13 protein-coding genes and 2 tRNA genes are annotated in these 16,689 nt (G+C 55.8%); 9 read left to right on the forward strand and 6 right to left on the reverse strand.

The window, feature by feature from the left end; translation table 11 throughout:
* Nucleotides 1–29: 29 nt before the first annotated feature.
* The 4 genes from FHC49_RS01510 (at nucleotide 30) to FHC49_RS01525 (ending at nucleotide 2,755) form a co-directional block, all read left to right on the forward strand.
* Nucleotides 30–104: transfer RNA gene (locus tag FHC49_RS01510), tRNA-Gln, on the forward strand.
* 37 nt (nucleotides 105–141) lie between these two features.
* Nucleotides 142–216 (forward strand) — tRNA-Gln (locus FHC49_RS01515).
* Nucleotides 217–466: 250 nt separating this feature from the next.
* Complete coding sequence (locus tag FHC49_RS01520) at nucleotides 467–1,282, forward strand: Cof-type HAD-IIB family hydrolase (protein WP_185666673.1); 816 nt, start codon at nucleotides 467–469, stop codon at nucleotides 1,280–1,282.
* A 207-nt stretch (nucleotides 1,283–1,489) separates the two neighbouring features.
* A complete protein-coding gene (locus FHC49_RS01525; RefSeq protein ID WP_220438354.1) occupies nucleotides 1,490–2,755 on the forward strand; it encodes a DUF1479 domain-containing protein in 1,266 nt (421 codons plus the stop codon).
* Here FHC49_RS01525 and FHC49_RS01530 read toward each other — a convergent pair.
* Nucleotides 2,722–3,825: a LacI family DNA-binding transcriptional regulator gene (locus FHC49_RS01530; protein ID WP_220438355.1), complete on the reverse strand. Its 1,104-nt coding sequence runs from the start codon at nucleotides 3,823–3,825 to the stop codon at nucleotides 2,722–2,724. The two genes, FHC49_RS01525 and FHC49_RS01530, sit on opposite strands and share 34 nt — an antisense overlap.
* A gap of 301 nt (nucleotides 3,826–4,126) precedes the next feature.
* On the opposite strand from FHC49_RS01530, the gene FHC49_RS01535 reads away from it, so the two are divergent.
* Both FHC49_RS01535 and FHC49_RS01540 read left to right on the forward strand, forming a co-directional pair.
* Nucleotides 4,127–5,428, forward strand: coding sequence for an MFS transporter (locus FHC49_RS01535; RefSeq protein ID WP_185666676.1), 1,302 nt, complete (start codon nucleotides 4,127–4,129; stop codon nucleotides 5,426–5,428).
* Between the two features lie 14 nt (nucleotides 5,429–5,442).
* A complete protein-coding gene (locus FHC49_RS01540) occupies nucleotides 5,443–7,803 on the forward strand; it encodes a TIM-barrel domain-containing protein (RefSeq protein ID WP_220438357.1) in 2,361 nt (786 codons plus the stop codon).
* 106 nt (nucleotides 7,804–7,909) lie between these two features.
* Here FHC49_RS01540 and FHC49_RS01545 read toward each other — a convergent pair whose 3' ends face one another.
* Nucleotides 7,910–9,502: an ABC-F family ATPase gene (locus FHC49_RS01545; RefSeq protein ID WP_220438359.1), complete on the reverse strand. Its 1,593-nt coding sequence runs from the start codon at nucleotides 9,500–9,502 to the stop codon at nucleotides 7,910–7,912.
* Between the two features lie 218 nt (nucleotides 9,503–9,720).
* Between FHC49_RS01545 and ldtB the strand changes: the two genes are divergently transcribed.
* Complete coding sequence (gene ldtB / locus FHC49_RS01550) at nucleotides 9,721–10,641, forward strand: L,D-transpeptidase (protein WP_220438663.1); 921 nt, start codon at nucleotides 9,721–9,723, stop codon at nucleotides 10,639–10,641.
* Between the two features lie 45 nt (nucleotides 10,642–10,686).
* Here the strand turns inward: ldtB and FHC49_RS01555 are convergent, their stop codons facing one another.
* The 4 genes from FHC49_RS01555 to mntR form a co-directional block, all read right to left on the reverse strand.
* Complete coding sequence (locus FHC49_RS01555) at nucleotides 10,687–11,403, reverse strand: GntR family transcriptional regulator (RefSeq protein ID WP_220438360.1); 717 nt, start codon at nucleotides 11,401–11,403, stop codon at nucleotides 10,687–10,689.
* A gap of 15 nt (nucleotides 11,404–11,418) precedes the next feature.
* Nucleotides 11,419–12,795 carry a glycoside hydrolase family 1 protein gene (locus FHC49_RS01560; protein WP_185666680.1) on the reverse strand — a complete coding sequence of 459 codons (1,377 nt, stop codon included), beginning with the start codon at nucleotides 12,793–12,795 and terminating at the stop codon, nucleotides 11,419–11,421.
* 154 nt (nucleotides 12,796–12,949) lie between these two features.
* Complete coding sequence (locus tag FHC49_RS01565; RefSeq protein ID WP_220438362.1) at nucleotides 12,950–14,062, reverse strand: anion transporter; 1,113 nt, start codon at nucleotides 14,060–14,062, stop codon at nucleotides 12,950–12,952.
* Nucleotides 14,059–14,532, reverse strand: coding sequence for a manganese-binding transcriptional regulator MntR (gene mntR, locus FHC49_RS01570; RefSeq protein ID WP_185666682.1), 474 nt, complete (start codon nucleotides 14,530–14,532; stop codon nucleotides 14,059–14,061). Before mntR ends, FHC49_RS01565 begins: the two co-directional genes overlap by 4 nt.
* Before the next feature lie 181 nt (nucleotides 14,533–14,713).
* On the opposite strand from mntR, the gene mntS reads away from it, so the two are divergent.
* Both mntS and FHC49_RS01580 read left to right on the forward strand, forming a co-directional pair.
* On the forward strand, nucleotides 14,714–14,839 hold the full coding sequence (gene mntS / locus FHC49_RS01575; RefSeq protein WP_185666683.1) for a manganase accumulation protein MntS: 126 nt from the start codon (nucleotides 14,714–14,716) through the stop codon (nucleotides 14,837–14,839).
* A gap of 257 nt (nucleotides 14,840–15,096) precedes the next feature.
* A complete protein-coding gene (locus tag FHC49_RS01580) occupies nucleotides 15,097–16,677 on the forward strand; it encodes a phosphoethanolamine transferase (RefSeq protein ID WP_220438364.1) in 1,581 nt (526 codons plus the stop codon).
* Nucleotides 16,678–16,689 lie beyond the last annotated feature (12 nt).

The raw sequence follows: 16,689 nt of genomic DNA on the forward strand, positions 1-16,689 counted from the left end.
AGTTATCGATACATTCGAAAAAAAATTGTTGGGGTATCGCCAAGCGGTAAGGCTCTGGTTTCTGATACCAGCATTCCGAGGTTCGAATCCTCGTACCCCAGCCATTTTCAAAAAGTCGTTCACTTTTGTGGACGCACCCGTTGGGGTATCGCCAAGCGGTAAGGCTCTGGTTTCTGATACCAGCATTCCGAGGTTCGAATCCTCGTACCCCAGCCATTTTCAAAAAGCTCGCTTCGGCGAGCTTTTTTTGTTTTTTGCATAGGTCGGGTCTCAGTCCAGGGCATAGCGAGTCTCCTCTTCTATGCCAGTTATAACTGTTACCCATGTATCCGGTCTAAAGTGTTACCTATGTTTCCGGTTTGTACCGCAGTGACCCCGGGTTTTCTTTCGAATGAAATAAATTTGTGCTTTAGCTCACATTGTAATTAAATTGTTTCTGGCCGAAGTTACTCCAGGAGCATCCCGCATGACCGTTAAAGTTATCGTCACAGACATGGACGGAACTTTTCTTAATGACGCCAAGACCTACGACCGTTCGCGGTTTCTGGCGCAGTTTGAACAGCTTCAACAGCGTGGCATTGAATTCGTCGTTGCCAGCGGCAACCAGTATTACCAGCTGATTACCTTCTTCCCTGAAATCCGTGACCGCATCTCTTTTGTCGCTGAAAATGGCGCGCTGGTTTACGAACACGGGCAGCAGCTTTTCCACGGTGAGCTGACGAAGCATGAGTACCAGGTGGTGATTGGTGAGCTGCTGAAAGACCCGCAGATGTACTTCGTCGCCTGCGGTCTGGAAAGCGCCTACATCAGCGAGAGCGCGCCAGATGCGCTGGTCGAGCTGATGTCCAAACACTACTACCGCTTAAAGCGCGTAGCGAACTTCCACGACGTCGATGACAAAATGTTCAAGTTCTCGCTGAACCTGCCGGATAGCGACATTCCCGATCTGATTGATAAGCTGCACGTCTCCCTCGACGGCATTATGAAGCCCGTCACCAGCGGCTTCGGCTTTGTCGATCTCATTATTCCTGGCCTTCACAAAGCCAACGGCATCAGCCGACTGCTGAAACGCTGGCAGCTTTCGCCACAGCAGTGCGTGGCGATTGGCGACAGCGGCAACGATGCCGAAATGCTTAAGCTTGTGAAGTACGCCTTCGCAATGGGCAACGCGGGCGAGAGCATTAAAGCCATCGCCGACTATCAGACCGACGATAACAACCACGACGGCGCGCTGAATGTGATTCAGGCCGTGCTGGATAGCACCGCGCCTTTCTCTTCCTGAAGATAGCCCGGACGAGGCGCACAGCGCCGACTCCGGGGATTCTCCCCATTTCCAGATCTTGTGCCTTCCCGGCGTCGCTACGCTCGGCCTGGCGACTTTTCCCCTTCGTGATCGAACGCAAGAATTTAAACTTGCATTAACCTTATTTTAACTTAAAGTATCACCTGTAATGCATTTTACTTTCGAATGAAAGATTGCGAGGTTGATATGACGATGTCCTTTACCCACGAAACGCTGCCCGCCGACCCGAAAGCGGCGATTCGCCAGATGAAGCAGGCGCTGCGCGCCCAGATTGGCGATGTGCAGGCGGTGTTCGACCGCCTGAGCGCCACCATTGAAGCCCGCGTGGCGGAAATTAACGCACTGAAGGCTGAGGGTCAGCCGGTATGGCCGGAGATCCCGTATGCCGAACTCGCGGCCGGAAAGATAACGGAAGCCACCCGCGCTGAGGTGAAGCGTCGCGGCTGTGCGGTGATCAAAGGTCATTTCCCTCGCGAACAGGCATTAGCCTGGGATCGTTCGATGCTAGACTACCTCGACCTCAATCACTTTGACGATGTCTACAAAGGTCCCGGCGACACCTTCTTCGGGTCGCTTGATGCCTCACGCCCGGAGATTTACCCCATCTACTGGTCACAGGCGCAGATGCAGGCCCGCCAGAGCCCGGAAATGGCGCAAGCGCAGTCATTCCTGAACCGTTTGTGGCAGGTGGAAAGCGACGGTAAGCAGTGGTTTAACCCGGATATCAGCGTTATCTACCCGGATCGTATTCGCCGCCGCCCGCCGGGCACCACCTCTAAAGGTCTGGGCGCGCATACTGATTCTGGTGCGCTGGAGCGCTGGCTGCTACCGGCCTACCAGCAGGTGTTTGCCAACGTGTTTAACGGCAATATTGAACAGTACGATCCGTGGAACGCCGCGCACCGCACTGATGTGGAAGAGTACACCGTCGATAACACCACCAAATGCTCGGTATTCCGCACCTTCCAGGGCTGGACGGCGCTCTCCGATATGATTCCCGATCAGGGATTGCTGCACGTCGTGCCGATTCCAGAAGCGATGGCCTATGTGCTGCTACGTCCACTGCTGGATGACGTGCCGGACGATGAACTGTGCGGCGTCGCGCCGGGGAAAGTACTGCCGATTTCCGAGAAGTGGCACCCGCTGTTAATCAGCGCGCTGACCGCCATTCCTGCCATTGAGGCCGGGGATTCAGTATGGTGGCACTGCGACGTGATTCACTCGGTAGCACCGGTCGAGAATCAGCAAGGCTGGGGCAACGTGATGTATATTCCAGCGGCACCGATGTGTGCGAAAAACCTCGCCTACGCCCATAAGGTGAAGGCTGCGCTGGAGCGCGGTGCCTCGCCTGGCGACTTCCCGCGCGAAGATTACGAAGCCGACTGGCAAGGGCGTTTCACCCTCGCCGACCTTAACATTCACGGTAAACGGGCGCTCGGTATCGACGGCTGATTGTCGTACAGCCCTTCCCGCTCTACGGCGGTGTGCCCTTTCCCGGGGCGCACCCGCCTGACCGACTCCCGCACCGCCAGCCGCCCGTGCAACAGCAGTGAACCCACCGGTGCATTCGGGCGAATTAAGCGCTGTTGCAGCATCTGCACCACCTCAACGCCCAGCTCATCACGCGGAACGTGAACCGCCGTTAGCGGCACATCTTCAATCGCCGCCAGGTTAAAGCCGTCGATGCTCATCACCGAAACATCCTGCGGCACGCGCAGCCCGCGCTGACGCAGCGCGTTGATAGTGCCCGCCGCCATAAAATCACCGCCGACCAGGAACGCCGTTGGCATCGGACGGCTGCCCAGCGCGTCGAGCCACGCCCCCACCTTTTCCTCCGCCCCTTTGGCGCTAAAGCTGCCGATATTGAGCAGGTCACGCTCATGCTGAAAAACGAGGTTGTGCTGCCGCCACGACTCTTTAATGCCCGCCAGTCGCTGCTCCATAGTGTAGCGGCGCAGGCACATCACGTTCATCACCTCGCGGTGGCCCATTTCAAACAGATAACGGGCGGCAAACGCGCCGATCGTGCGGTGATCCGGCGCGATAGCAGGTAATCGCATACGATCGTCGCGGCAGTTGATCAGCACGCAGGGCTTGCCGAGATCGGCCGCCAGATCGTGAATATGCGGATCGTCGATACCCAACAGAATGGCCGCCTGCGTCTCCGGTTCATTCATACGTGACAAAAATAGCATCGGGTCACCGTCGTTCTCTTCCAGCGGGCAATAGCGCAGGCGCACCTCGTGCGGCGCCAGCGCCTTGCTGATGCTCTGAATCACACGGTAGTAGAAGATATCCGAACGCTCGTCAAACGCCCTTGGCGGCGCAAAAATTATCAGGTTGTTCAGCAACATGCGGCCTGCTGCCATGCCGTCCATTACCCCCAGTTCACGCGCACAGGCCAGCACCTTTTCTCGGGCACGGTCGCTGGTGTTGGCTTTCCCTGCTAATACCCGCGAAACGGTGCTGGCGGAGAGCCCAGTTCGCATGGCAATTTCCGCGATTTTTAGCTTCTTTTCCATTATGTGATCCGCCTCTAATTCAGAAATGAAAGAATTTTCATGACATAAGAACCGCACGCTGACGGGATTTGAATGCTTGTACGTAATCTATATCAGCCAGTTATGAAAAAACGTGCACAAAACCCGCTTTCCCCCGCTTTTATTGTCTCCTACTGTGAATTGGTAGAACAACTTCCATACAAGAACGGTGGAAGTGAACAAAAACAAAAACGATAACAATCAAAATCTTAATAAAAGTGGTGTGACAACTCCCCCCACGCAGTTGGCGCACCGTCCCCTACATCATCCTGTGGAGAACCCTATGAGCCAGGGTATCAATAATGATATGGCCGTCAGCAAAACGCGCCGCGTAGTGAAAAACCTGCGCTGGTGGATGCTGGTCCTCTTTTTACTTGGTGTGACCGTCAACTACATCACCCGCAACTCGCTGGGTATTCTGGCCCCGGAGCTGAAAACCAGCCTTGGGATCACCACCGAACAGTATTCGTGGATTGTCGGGGCCTTCCAGATTGCCTACACCCTGTTCCAGCCGCTGTGCGGCTGGCTGATTGACGTAATTGGCCTCAAACTGGGCTTTATGATCTGCGCCAGTCTGTGGGCACTGGCCTGCCTGCTGCATGCGGGAGCCGGTAACTGGGTGCATCTGGCGCTGTTACGCTTCTTTATGGGCGGCGCGGAAGCGGCGGCAACCCCGGCAAACGCCAAGACGATTGGCGAGTGGTTCCCGAAATCCGAGCGCCCGGTAGCGGCAGGATGGGCGGGCGTAGGCTTTTCTATCGGCGCGATGCTGGCGCCACCGATTATCTACTTTGCCCATGCCTCCTTCGGCTGGCAGGGCGCATTTATGTTTACCGGCGTGCTGGCAGCGGCGTGGGTGGTGCTGTGGTGGGTGTTCTACCATAACCCGGACAAACACCCGAACCTGGGCAAGGCCGAACTGGACTATATCCGCCAGGATAACGAAGCGCCGCCGGTCAAGCTGCCGTTCCTCACCGCGTTGAAAACCGTCGGCAAAAACAAACGCTTCTACGGTATTGCCATTCCGGCATTTATGGCGGAACCGGCCTGGGCCGTATTCAGCTTCTGGATGCCGCTCTACTTCGCCAAACAGTACAACATGGATCTCAAGCAGATCGCCCTGTTCGCCTGGCTGCCGTTCCTCGCCGCCGACCTCGGCAGCGTCGCCAGCGGTTACTTAACCCGCCTGTATGTCCGTCTGTTTGGCTGCTCACGCGTCAACTCCACCGTGGCAAGCTCCGTGACCGGCGCGTTCCTGATGGTGTCACTCGCCGTGGTCGCACTGACCAAAGATCCTATCGTCGCCGTGGTGCTGATGTCGATTGGCGGCTTCGGCCACCAGATCATCTCCTGCATGTTGAGTGCCCTAGTGGTGGAGTCGTTCGATAAGGGCCAGATGGCAACCGTGAACGGCATGCGTGGATCCGCCGCGTGGATCGCGAGCTTCATCTTTTCCCTGATTATCGGGGTGACCGCCGACAAAATCGGCTTCAACCCGCTGTTTATCGCCATGGGCTTCTTCGACCTGATTGGCGCCATCTTCCTGGTTTCCTTTATTGCTGAACGTCGCGCAAAACGCGCCTGAGAGTGGATGTAGATATGAAAACGCTGAAAAACTGGACCCTGCAAAAACAGTCAACCCATCACGTCGAGCTGCTGGTCGACGGCCAGCACACGCTGTGCCTGTACGTGCTGGAGGAGAATCTGTTCCGCGTGCTGTTAAAACGCAAAGGCGAGCTGGCGCTGGACCGCACCTGGAGTATCGCGCCAGCGCAGGATGTGCCGTGGGAAGGACGTGACCGTGAGGATCTCAGCGGTTTTACCCTACCGGCCTGGACGTTGAGCCAGCAGGACGACACCGTGAAGGTGGCGACCGAATCCCTGCGTGCTACCGTCCACCAGCCGCTGTGGATCGAATGGCATTACCGTAACGCCGAGGGCGAGTGGCAGCCGTTGGTGAATGACCGCCCGACTAGCGCCTACCTGGTCAACGCCCACGGCGACGGCGTAGCGCACTACCAGAGCCGCCGCAAGGACGAACGTTTTTATGGCCTCGGCGATAAAGCGGGTGACCTGCAGCGCACCGGCAAACGCTATGAGATGCGTAACCTCGATGCGATGGGCTATAACGCGGTCAGCACCGACCCGCTGTACAAACACATTCCGTTTACCATCACCCGTCGCGATGACGTGAGCTTCGGGCTGTTTTACGACAACCTCAGCAGTTGCTGGCTGGATCTCGGCAACGAGATCGACAACTACCACACCGCCTACCGCCGCTGGCAGGCCGAGGCCGGGGATATCGACTACTACCTGTTTACCGGCGAACGCGTGCTCGACGTGACCAAAGCCTTCGTCCGCTTAACCGGTAAAACGCTGTTCGGGCCAAAATGGAGCCTCGGCTACAGCGGCTCCACCATGCACTACACCGACGCGCCGGACGCGCAGAATCAGCTGATGAACTTTATTCGGCTGTGCGACGAGCATGCGATTCCGTGCGACTCGTTCCAACTCTCTTCCGGCTACACCTCGATTAACGGCAAGCGCTACGTGTTCAACTGGAACGACGATAAGGTGCCGCAGCCGAAGGTGATGAGCCAGGCGTTCCACGACGCCGGGCTGCACCTGGCAGCGAACATTAAGCCGTGTCTGCTGCAGGATCACCCGCGCTACGGCGAGGTGGCGGAACAGTCGCTGTTTATTCGCGATTCCGAAAGCGACGGCCCGGAACGTTCCAGCTTCTGGGATGACGAAGGCTCACACCTCGACTTCACCAACCCGCAGACCGTGGTCTGGTGGCAGAACGGCGTCACCAACCAGTTGCTGGAGATGGGCATCGACTCCACCTGGAACGATAACAACGAGTTTGAAGTCTGGGACGGCGAAGCGCGCTGCCACGGATTTGGCAAAGAGATTGCCATCAAGCATATTCGCCCGGTAATGCCGCTGCTGATGATTCGAGCCTCAATGGAAGCCCAGCAGCGCTTTGCACCGAACAAGCGACCATACCTGATTTCCCGCTCTGGCTGCGCCGGGATGCAGCGCTACGTGCAGACCTGGAGCGGCGATAACCGCACCAACTGGGATACCCTGCGCTACAACACCCGCATGGGGCTGGGCATGAGCCTATCTGGCCTCTACAACCTCGGTCATGACGTCGGTGGTTTTTCCGGCGATAAACCAGACCCGGAACTGTTTGTGCGCTGGGTACAAAACGGCGTGATGCACCCACGCTTTACCATCCACTCCTGGAACGATGACCATACCGTCAACGAACCGTGGATGTACCCCGCCATCACGCCAGCCATCCGCAGCGCCATTGAACTGCGCTACCGCCTGCTGCCCTACTTCTACACCCTGCTGTGGCAGGCGCACGCCGACGACGAGCCAATGCTGCGCCCTACGTTCCTCGATCACGAGCACGATGAACAGACGTTTGCGGAGTGCGACGATTTCCTGCTCGGTCGCGATATTCTGGTCGCCAGCGTCGTCGAAGCAGGCGAGCGCGAGCGCCGCGTCTGGCTGCCGGATAACGAGACCGGCTGGTACGATTTTTACACCAGCGAGTGGTTCAGCGGCGGTCAGTGGATAACGGTTGATGCACCGCTGGAGAAACTGCCGTTGCTGGTTCGCGCCGGGGCAGGTATTCCCATGAGCGAACGCATTACCTTTGTTAACGCCGCCGAGGATACGCAGCGCGAGCTGAAGCTGTACCCGCTGAAAGGCGTGGGCAGTTCGTCCGGTCTGCTGTTTGAGGATGACGGCGAGTCGTGGGGATACCAGCAGGGCAACGCGCTGTGGCTGGAGTGGGAGATGGTCTGCACCGGCAGTACCATTGATCTGAAGGTCAATGCGCGCGGCGATTATCGTCCGGCGTGGAAGGCGTTGAAGGTAACGCTGCCGGAAGGGGAAAAACGTCGGCTGTTGATTAACGGCGAAGAAGGAAATGAATGGCAGTAATACCCGCGCCGGAGAGTCCCCGGCGTCGGCGTAAACGCCTCGGCCGGGCTACGTTTATTGTAGCCCGGCCGAGCATCGCGACGCCGGGATGGCGCCGACGAAAAGATTACTCCACGCCTTTGCTACGCAGGTAATCTTCGTAGTTGCCGCTGAAGTCCACCACGCGCTCAGGGGTAATTTCAATCACGCGGGTCGCCAGCGAGCTCACGAACTCACGGTCGTGGGAAACGAAGATCAGGGTGCCCTGATACATTTCCAGCGCCATGTTCAGAGATTCGATAGATTCCATATCCAGGTGGTTGGTTGGTTCATCCATCACCAGAATGTTTGGTTTCTGCATCATCAGCTTACCAAACAGCATGCGGCCCTTCTCACCACCGGACAGCACCTTCGCAGGCTTCTTGATATCGTCCTGACTGAACAGCAGACGGCCAAGGAAGCCACGCACGACCTGCTCATCGTCGCCTTCCTGTTTCCACTGGCTCATCCAGTCAAACACGGAGAGATCGTTATCGAAATCTTCGGCGTGATCCTGCGCGTAATAGCCAATGTTGGCGTTCTCGGACCATTTCACGGTACCGCTATCTGGTGCCAGTTCGCCAACCAGGGTTTTCAGCATGGTGGATTTACCGACGCCGTTGGCACCGATAATGGCGATCTTCTCGCCCACTTCCATCATCAGGTTGAAGTTTTTAAACAGCGGGCCGTTATCAAAACCTTTGGTCAGCGCTTCGACTTCCAGCGCGTTACGGAACAGTTTCTTCTCCTGTTCGAAACGGATGAACGGGTTCTGACGGCTGGAGGCTTTCACTTCGTCAAGCTTGATTTTGTCAATCTGACGGGCACGAGAGGTCGCCTGACGAGATTTAGAGGCGTTGGCGCTAAAGCGGCTCACGAAGGACTGCAGGTCAGCAATCTGCGCTTTTTTCTTGGCGTTGTCGGCCAGCAGACGTTCACGCGCCTGGGTCGCTGCGGTCATGTATTCGTCGTAGTTACCGGCGTACACGCGCAGTTCGCCGTAGTCGAGGTCAGCCATGTGGGTGCAGACCATGTTCAGGAAGTGACGGTCGTGCGAAATGATGATCATGGTGCTGTCGCGTTCGTTCAGCGTCTGCTCCAGCCAGCGGATGGTGTCGATGTCCAGGTTGTTCGTCGGTTCATCGAGCAGCAGAATGTCTGGATTAGAGAACAGCGCCTGCGCCAGCAGCACACGAAGTTTCCAGCCCGGAGCCACTTCGCTCATCAGGCCATAGTGCTGCTCCAGCGGAATGCCCACGCCCAGCAGCAGTTCGCCCGCACGTGATTCCGCAGAGTAACCGTCCATTTCGCCGTAAAGCACTTCGAGGTCAGCCACTTTGTAGCCGTCTTCTTCGCTCATTTCAGCCAGACCGTAGATACGGTCGCGTTCTTGCTTCACTTCCCACAGTTCGCCGTGACCCATGATCACGGTATCGAGTACGGAGTACTCTTCGAAGGCGAACTGATCCTGACGCAGCTTACCGATACGTTCGTTCGGATCGAGGGAAACGTTGCCCAGCGTCGGTTCTAAGTCGCCGCCGAGGATTTTCATAAAGGTAGATTTGCCGCTCCCGTTTGCGCCAATCAGGCCGTAACGGTTGCCGCCGCCAAATTTGACGGAGATATTTTCGAACAGCGGCTTACTGCCAAACTGCATGGTAACGTTGCTGGTAACTAACACGGGAGTATCCTGAAGAATGTGACAAACCGCCTATTCTGCCACAATTCCGAATAAAAAGCGCCCGCCTTCGCCAGTGACTAAACTGTAACTCAAGTGAAAAAAATGTGATTTCGTACACATCCGAATTCCCTGCGGGGAGGAATGCACATATAATGCGCTCCTACCAACAGTCTGAATTCTCAAACAACCGCTGTAATGGCACTGATACCTCGCACAACATGAACATGAAATTAACTACGCTTTTCGCTGCGGCGCTTGCTGTCGTAGGCTTCTGTAATTCGGCATCGGCGGTAACCTACCCGCTGCCAACCGATGGAAGCCGCATTGTCGGTCAGAATCAGGTAATCACCATTCCTGAAGACAATAAGCAACCGCTGGAATACTTCGCGGCCCAGTACCAGATGGGTCTGTCTAACATGCTGGAAGCTAACCCTGGCGTGGATACCTACCTGCCGAAAGGCGGTAGCGTGCTGAACATTCCTCAGCAGCTGATCCTGCCGGACACCGTGCATGAAGGTATCGTCATTAACAGCGCAGAAATGCGTCTGTACTACTATCCGAAGGGCACCAACACCGTGATCGTGCTGCCAATCGGTATCGGCCAGCTGGGCAAAGATACGCCTATCAACTGGACCACCAAGGTAGAACGTAAGAAAGCGGGCCCAACCTGGACCCCAACGGCGAAAATGCACGCTGAATATGCCGCAGCCGGTAACCCGCTGCCAGCCGTCGTTCCTGCTGGCCCGGATAACCCGATGGGTCTGTACGCGCTGTATATCGGCCGTCTGTACGCTATCCACGGTACCAACGCCAACTTCGGTATTGGCCTGCGCGTAAGCCACGGCTGCGTACGTCTGCGTAACGAAGACATCAAGTTCCTGTTCCAGAACGTGCCGGTCGGTACTCGCGTACAGTTCATTGATGAGCCTGTAAAAGTGACCACCGAACCAGACGGCAGCCGCTTTATGGAAGTTCACAACCCACTGTCTACCACCGAAGCCCAGTTTGAAGGCGGCGAAACCGTTCCGGTTGTGCTGACTAAAGCGGTGCAGAGCGTGACCAGCCAGGCTGACGTTGACCAGAGCATCGTTGACCAGGCGGTTAAAAACCGTTCCGGTATGCCAGTTCGTCTGAACTAATTGCCTGACGAAATAAAAATGGCGGGTTAATTACCCGCCATTTTTTTATCCGTTATTCACTATCACTATGCCGCCATGATCGTAGCGATAGTGGCAGTGCGCGTACTCCAGCGGCGTGCCGTCATCCAGGTAAATAACCTGCTCCACCTCCAGCACCGGGTCGCCGGGCTCGCAGCTTAGATGCTGCTGATCGAGCGCATCGGGTTTGATTGCCCGCACCACCCGATACGATCCCATCATCTTCAGACCCAGATTTTCCTGCACATAGCGAAACACCGAACTTTCAAGATGCGTTTTGCTTAACCCCGGCACCAGCGACACCGGCATCACGGTCATATCCAGCGACAGCGGCTCGCCGTTGAGCTGACGCAGACGGACAAAGTCATAGACCGGCGCATCGGCGTTAACCAGCAGCGAAGCCTGCTCTTTTTCCGTAGGAAAACGCAGTTCAAAGCGAATGACCTGGCTTTCCACGGTGCCAAGATGCTCCCAGGTTTCGGTGGCCCCGGAGTAGTCGGCGCCGGGAACGTCCCACTGTGAAAGCTGTAGGAAATTCTTACGCACAAACGTGCCCTGGCCCTGACGGGTATACACCAGCCCTTCGACGATCAGCTGGCGCATAGCCTGCTGAATGGTCATCCGGCTGGTACCGAACTCCGCCGCCAGTGCAAACTGGTCGGGCAATGGTTCAGAGGCGGAATACTGCCGACTGATAATTCGTTTTTTAATTTCCCGCGCTATCGCGATGTATTTCGCCGCCATGACCCACTCCTGTTATTACATCTCTTCGCCGTTGCTATGAATCGCCTTTTTCAGCCATTCATAGCTTTTCTTCGGCACACGCTTCAGGTCTTTTAAATCGTGGTTTTCACGGTTGACGTAGACCACGCCGTAACGTTTACGCATATCTCCCTGCGAGCTCAGAATATCAATCAGCCCCCAGCCAAGATAGCCAATGACCTGCGCGCCATCTTCAAACATCGCCGCTTTCATGGCGTTGATATGGTCACGATGATAGGCAATACGATAGTCATCTTCGATGATATGTTCGCCGTCCCAGGATTCGATCACCCCAATGCCGTTCTCAATCGGGAATACCGGCAGACGCCAGTCATTGTAATAGCGCGTAATAATACTGCGAAAACCGAGCGGGTCTATCTGCCAGTTCCACTCCGTCGCTTTCAGGTGCGGGTTCGGCGTGTCGCCAAACAGCATATAATTGTTCACCGCCGTGCCTTCCGGAACAGCGTCGCTGTTGAGGGTGCGGCTGGCGTAGTAGCTGAAGGCCATGTAATCGTTTTTCATGGTCGCCAGCACCGCCAGGTCTTCCTCGCGATAGATGTCATCAAAGCCGGACTGCTTAACGAAGTGCATCACTTCCGGGCTGTAGCCCTCGCCCGCAAAGGCACGCAGCAGGTTCTGGTTGAAGAACTCATCCAGTTGTTGGGCGCAGAACACATCGCGCGGCTTACAGGTGGCCGGATAAACCTGAGCGTGCGCCAGCATACCACCCATCAGCTTGCCCGGTTTGGTCTCATGCAAGTAATTGGTGAGATGCGCGTGGGCCATCATCACGTGGTGCTGGATTTCATAAAGCTCGCGCAGGGTTTTGTCGCCGCGCATATAGCCGGAGATCAGGAACGTTTCCGGCATATGGTAGAGATTCTGCTCGTTAAAGGTCAGCCACCAGGTCACCTTGTCACCGAAGCAGTCGATCACTTTTTTGCCGTAGCGGATAAACGCGTCCATCACGCGACGGTCGGTAAAGCCGTTGTATTTTTCTGCCATCGCCAGCGGCATATCAAAGTGGTACAGGCAGATCATCGGCTCAATGCCGCGTTCAATCAGGGCATCGATAAAACGATCGTAAAAGGCAAGGCCCTCTTCGTTGAACTCGCCGTCGCCGGTTGGGCACACGCGGCTCCAGGCAATCTGGAAGCGGTAGCAGTTCATGCCCAGGTCTTTCATTAAATCGAAATCTTCTTCATAGCGATGATAAGAATCCGTCGCCACCTTCCAGTCAGAGGCGAACTCTTTCGGTTCGCGAATATCGTATACCGACATCCCCTTGCCGCCTTCATTCCAGGCGCCCTCGGTTTGCATGCTGGAAACAGAGTTGCCCCAAAGGAAGTTGGCGGGCAGTGATGGTTTCATGGTTCGGCTCCTATATGACTAGTCATTTAAATTTCATGACTAGTCATATAACGCAAAGATGAAAAAGCGCGCAACCCTGGAGATCGTTTTTTGTGAGTCGGAGAGGTTTTTTCCCGGCGGCGCTTCAAATGTAGCCCGGCCCGCCGGGGAAAGATCAGCGAAGGATCAACAGCAGCCCGTACCCTACCGCCGCCGCCCACAGCAGCATCGGAATAGAGTACAGGTGGAAGCGCCACCAGATGCGTCGGTCCGCCGCCATGCGCAGGGCAATCAGGTTCGCCAGCGAGCCGGGCAGCAACCCGAAGCCACCGACGTTTACCGCCCACGCCAGCAGCAGCGACGGCGGCACGTAGTTGAGCAGCAGGATGGTTGATGGGACGTTACTGATAACCTGCGACAGCCCAATCGCCGTAAGCCAGAGCGGCGCATCAGACAACCCGCTCACCCCGCTCAACACCTGATGCAACGCGGGAAGCTGGGTCAGCAGGTGTACGTCGATAAACATCGCCATAAACACCAGCAGCAGCGTCCAGTCCACACCGAACACGACGCGTCGCGCCAGAATCAAAAATCCGACGGCCACAAACGCCAGGCCCCACAGCTCCTGCTTCATTTCGAGTGCGGTAAGAAAGACGAGGTAGAACGCCAGGCAGCTCCACACCAGCCGCGGTTGCCAGCTCGGTGTGATGTCACTGCTCTGAAACTGCAGCCTTTTCGCCGGGAAGCAAAACCAACATAGCGCCAGCAGCGTAGCCATCATCGCCAGCGCTAGCGGCAGCATTTGCAGGGTAAACGCCGGGAACGACAGGCCAGAGCGCCCCCACAACAGGATGTTCTGCGGATTACCGATAGGCGTTAACAGCGACCCGGCGTTAACCGCCAGCGCTTCGAAAATAATCAGCCGATTAATCGGCAACGCACACCATTTTTTCAGCGTTAAGGTCAGCGGCACCACGATAAACAGCGCCACGTCGTTGGTGAGAAACGTTGAGAGCAGCGCTGCCGCCAGCACCATAAACAGTGCCAATTGCCGCTCGGTGGCGAAGCGACGCGCCATTTTGCGTCCGAGGACATCAAAATAACCGCTCTGCTCTACCCCTTTGGTCAGCAGCATCAGGCCGCTCAGGGTAATGATGGTGTGCCAATCAATGGCCGCAGGCCAGCGTGATGGCGTGAAGGGAACGAAAAAGCTCAGCAGTACGCCGACGATAATCAGCAGATGCAGAAAACGGTCGCGGGCGAGCGACCGTATAAAAGGGAGGTTCATTCCACGTATTGCCCGTGTTTCTGGGTAAACTGGCGGAACATGTCCAGCGTCTCTTCGCTGACATGGTGTTCAATGCCTTCCGCGTCGCGGCGGGCGGTATCGGCGCTGACGCCCAGCACCAGCAGGAAGTTCTCCACCACCTGATGACGCTCGCGGCTCTCCTGCGCCAGCTTCTCCCCTTCCGGCGTCAGGAATACACCACGCCATGGGATCTGTTCAATCAGCCCTACGCCAGCAAGACGTTTAAGCATTTTCGCCACCGTCGGCTGCGAGACGCCAAGACGGGCGGCCATATCCACCTGTCGCGCTTCCCCTACTTCGCGGATTAAATCAGAAATTAGCTCAACATAGTCATCAATCAGCTCCCGACGATGCGCTTCACGCACTTGACGGAACCCTTCGACGTGTTCTTCAACGTTAACCAGCTGCGTCGCTTTTTTTGTTGTTGGCGTACCTGCGCGGCGGCTCATAGCACTTCCTCATCTGTGTGACGCCTGAACGCGTCATATCAAGTGGGCCCATTGTAATGGATTGTGACCCGAGCACAAAAATTTAACGTTTTAGCCATAGCTATAAAATATAGCCTGTGCTATATCTGTATGTAATGCAAACGCCCATCACGGAATGACGGGCCAAATCGCAGGAGGAACCATGAACGAATTCAAGAGGTGTATTAGCGTGTTTAGTCATTCTCCTTTTAAAGTCCGGTTAATGTTGATCGGTATGCTGTGCGACCTGTTCAACAATAAACCGCAACAGGACACTCCGTCCCGCTAAGCGGCGAGCGCATCGCCGCTTCATCTTTCCGTCACAATTCGGTGGCAACCTACCCTATTTCGCCCAAAAACCCCGATTATTTTCTGGTTTTGCAATCCTCCTCCCAAAACAATTCGTTATCAGTAGTTGACCCAATAATAAGCACGCTTTATCTTTGCGCAGCCCTGTACTTTGCTTCCCCCTCTTCACGCATTGTCTGGCCAATAAAGACCCCTTGACGCCAGGGGATGCGCATGGCGTTTTTATAGTTGCTATCTATGAATCTAACCCTGAAAGAAACCCTCGCTGCACGTGGGCTTGCCCTGAGCCCGTGGACGGGATTTTATTTTTTACAATCGATCCTGATTAACCTGGCGCTGGGCTATCCCTTTAGCCTGCTCTATGCCGTCGCCTTTACCGGCGTCCTGCATTTGCTGTGGTGCACAGTGCCGAAAACGCAGAAGGTCATTCTGGGGGTTTATTCTCTGGTAGGGGCGCTCTATTTCCCCTTTAGCCAGGCCTATGGCGCACCGAACTTCAACACCCTGCTGGCGCTGCACTCCACCAACGTCGAAGAGTCGACGGAAATCTTCACCATCTTCCCGTGGTACAGCTACCTCGTTGGCCTGTTTATTTTTGCGCTCGGGGTCATTGCCGTTCGCCGTAAAGTCACCGACAAAAAGCGCTGGGGAATGATGGAAACGCTGTGCCTGGTGTTCTGCATCGGTGTGTTCTTCGTCCAGCCGATTCAAAACCAGATGACCGGCTGGGGCTTTAAACTAAGAGATACCGGCTACCCGGCCTTCCGTTTCGTCAAAGACATCATCGTGAACAACAACGAGGTGATTGACGAGCAGCGGCGCATGGCTGAGCTTTCCAATATGAAAGACACCTGGAATGTGCTCGCCGTGAAGCCGAAATATCACACCTACGTGGTGGTGATTGGCGAAAGCGCGCGCCGCGATGCGCTGGGCGCGTTTGGCGGCCATTGGGACAATACACCGTTTGCCAGTTCGGTGAACGGCAACCTGTTCACCAACTATATTGCCGCCAGCGGCTCAACGCAGAAATCGCTGGGGCTGACCCTGAACCGCGTGGTGGATGGTAAACCGCTATACCAGGATAACTTCGTCACCCTCGCCAACCGTGCGGGCTTCCAGACCTGGTGGTTCTCCAACCAGGGGCAGATTGGTGAATACGATACGGCAATTGCCAGTATCGCCAAACGCGCGGATGAAGTGCACTTCCTGAAAAACGGTGATTTCGAAGCGGACAAAAATACTCGCGACGAAGCGCTGCTGAAAATGACCGAGCAGGTTCTGTCGACCGCCCGTAGCCAGCCGCAGCTGATTGTGCTGCACCTGATGGGTTCCCATCCGCAGGCCTGCGACCGCACCCAGGGCAAATATGCGCAGTTTGTGCAGTCAAAAGAAACATCATGCTACCTCTATACCATGACACAAACCGACAGCTTGCTCAGCCAACTGTACGATCAGCTGCGTCGCAATACGGATAGCTTCTCCATGGTCTATTTCTCCGACCATGGGCTGGCGTTTAAAGAGCGCGGTAAAGCGGTGCAGTATCTGGCGCATGATGATAAGTACCAGCAGAACTTCCAGGTGCCGTTTATGGTGCTGTCCAGCGATGACAAAAAGCACAACGTCATCAAGGCGCGCCGTTCTGCTAATGATTTCCTAAGCTTCTTCTCCCAGTGGACGGGGATCCAGACCCAGGAGATCGTGCCGAAGTACCGCTTCGTCTCTTCGCAGAAAGCTGGCAAGGTCTACATCACCAACTTCCAGTTACAAAAAGTAGACTACGACACGCTGAAAACAGATCTATTTGATCCCAAAAGCTAATTCACTCCTGCC

The organism is Kluyvera sp. EC_51 (genome assembly GCF_019584505.1).
Lineage (GTDB): Bacteria > Pseudomonadota > Gammaproteobacteria > Enterobacterales > Enterobacteriaceae > Kluyvera > Kluyvera sichuanensis.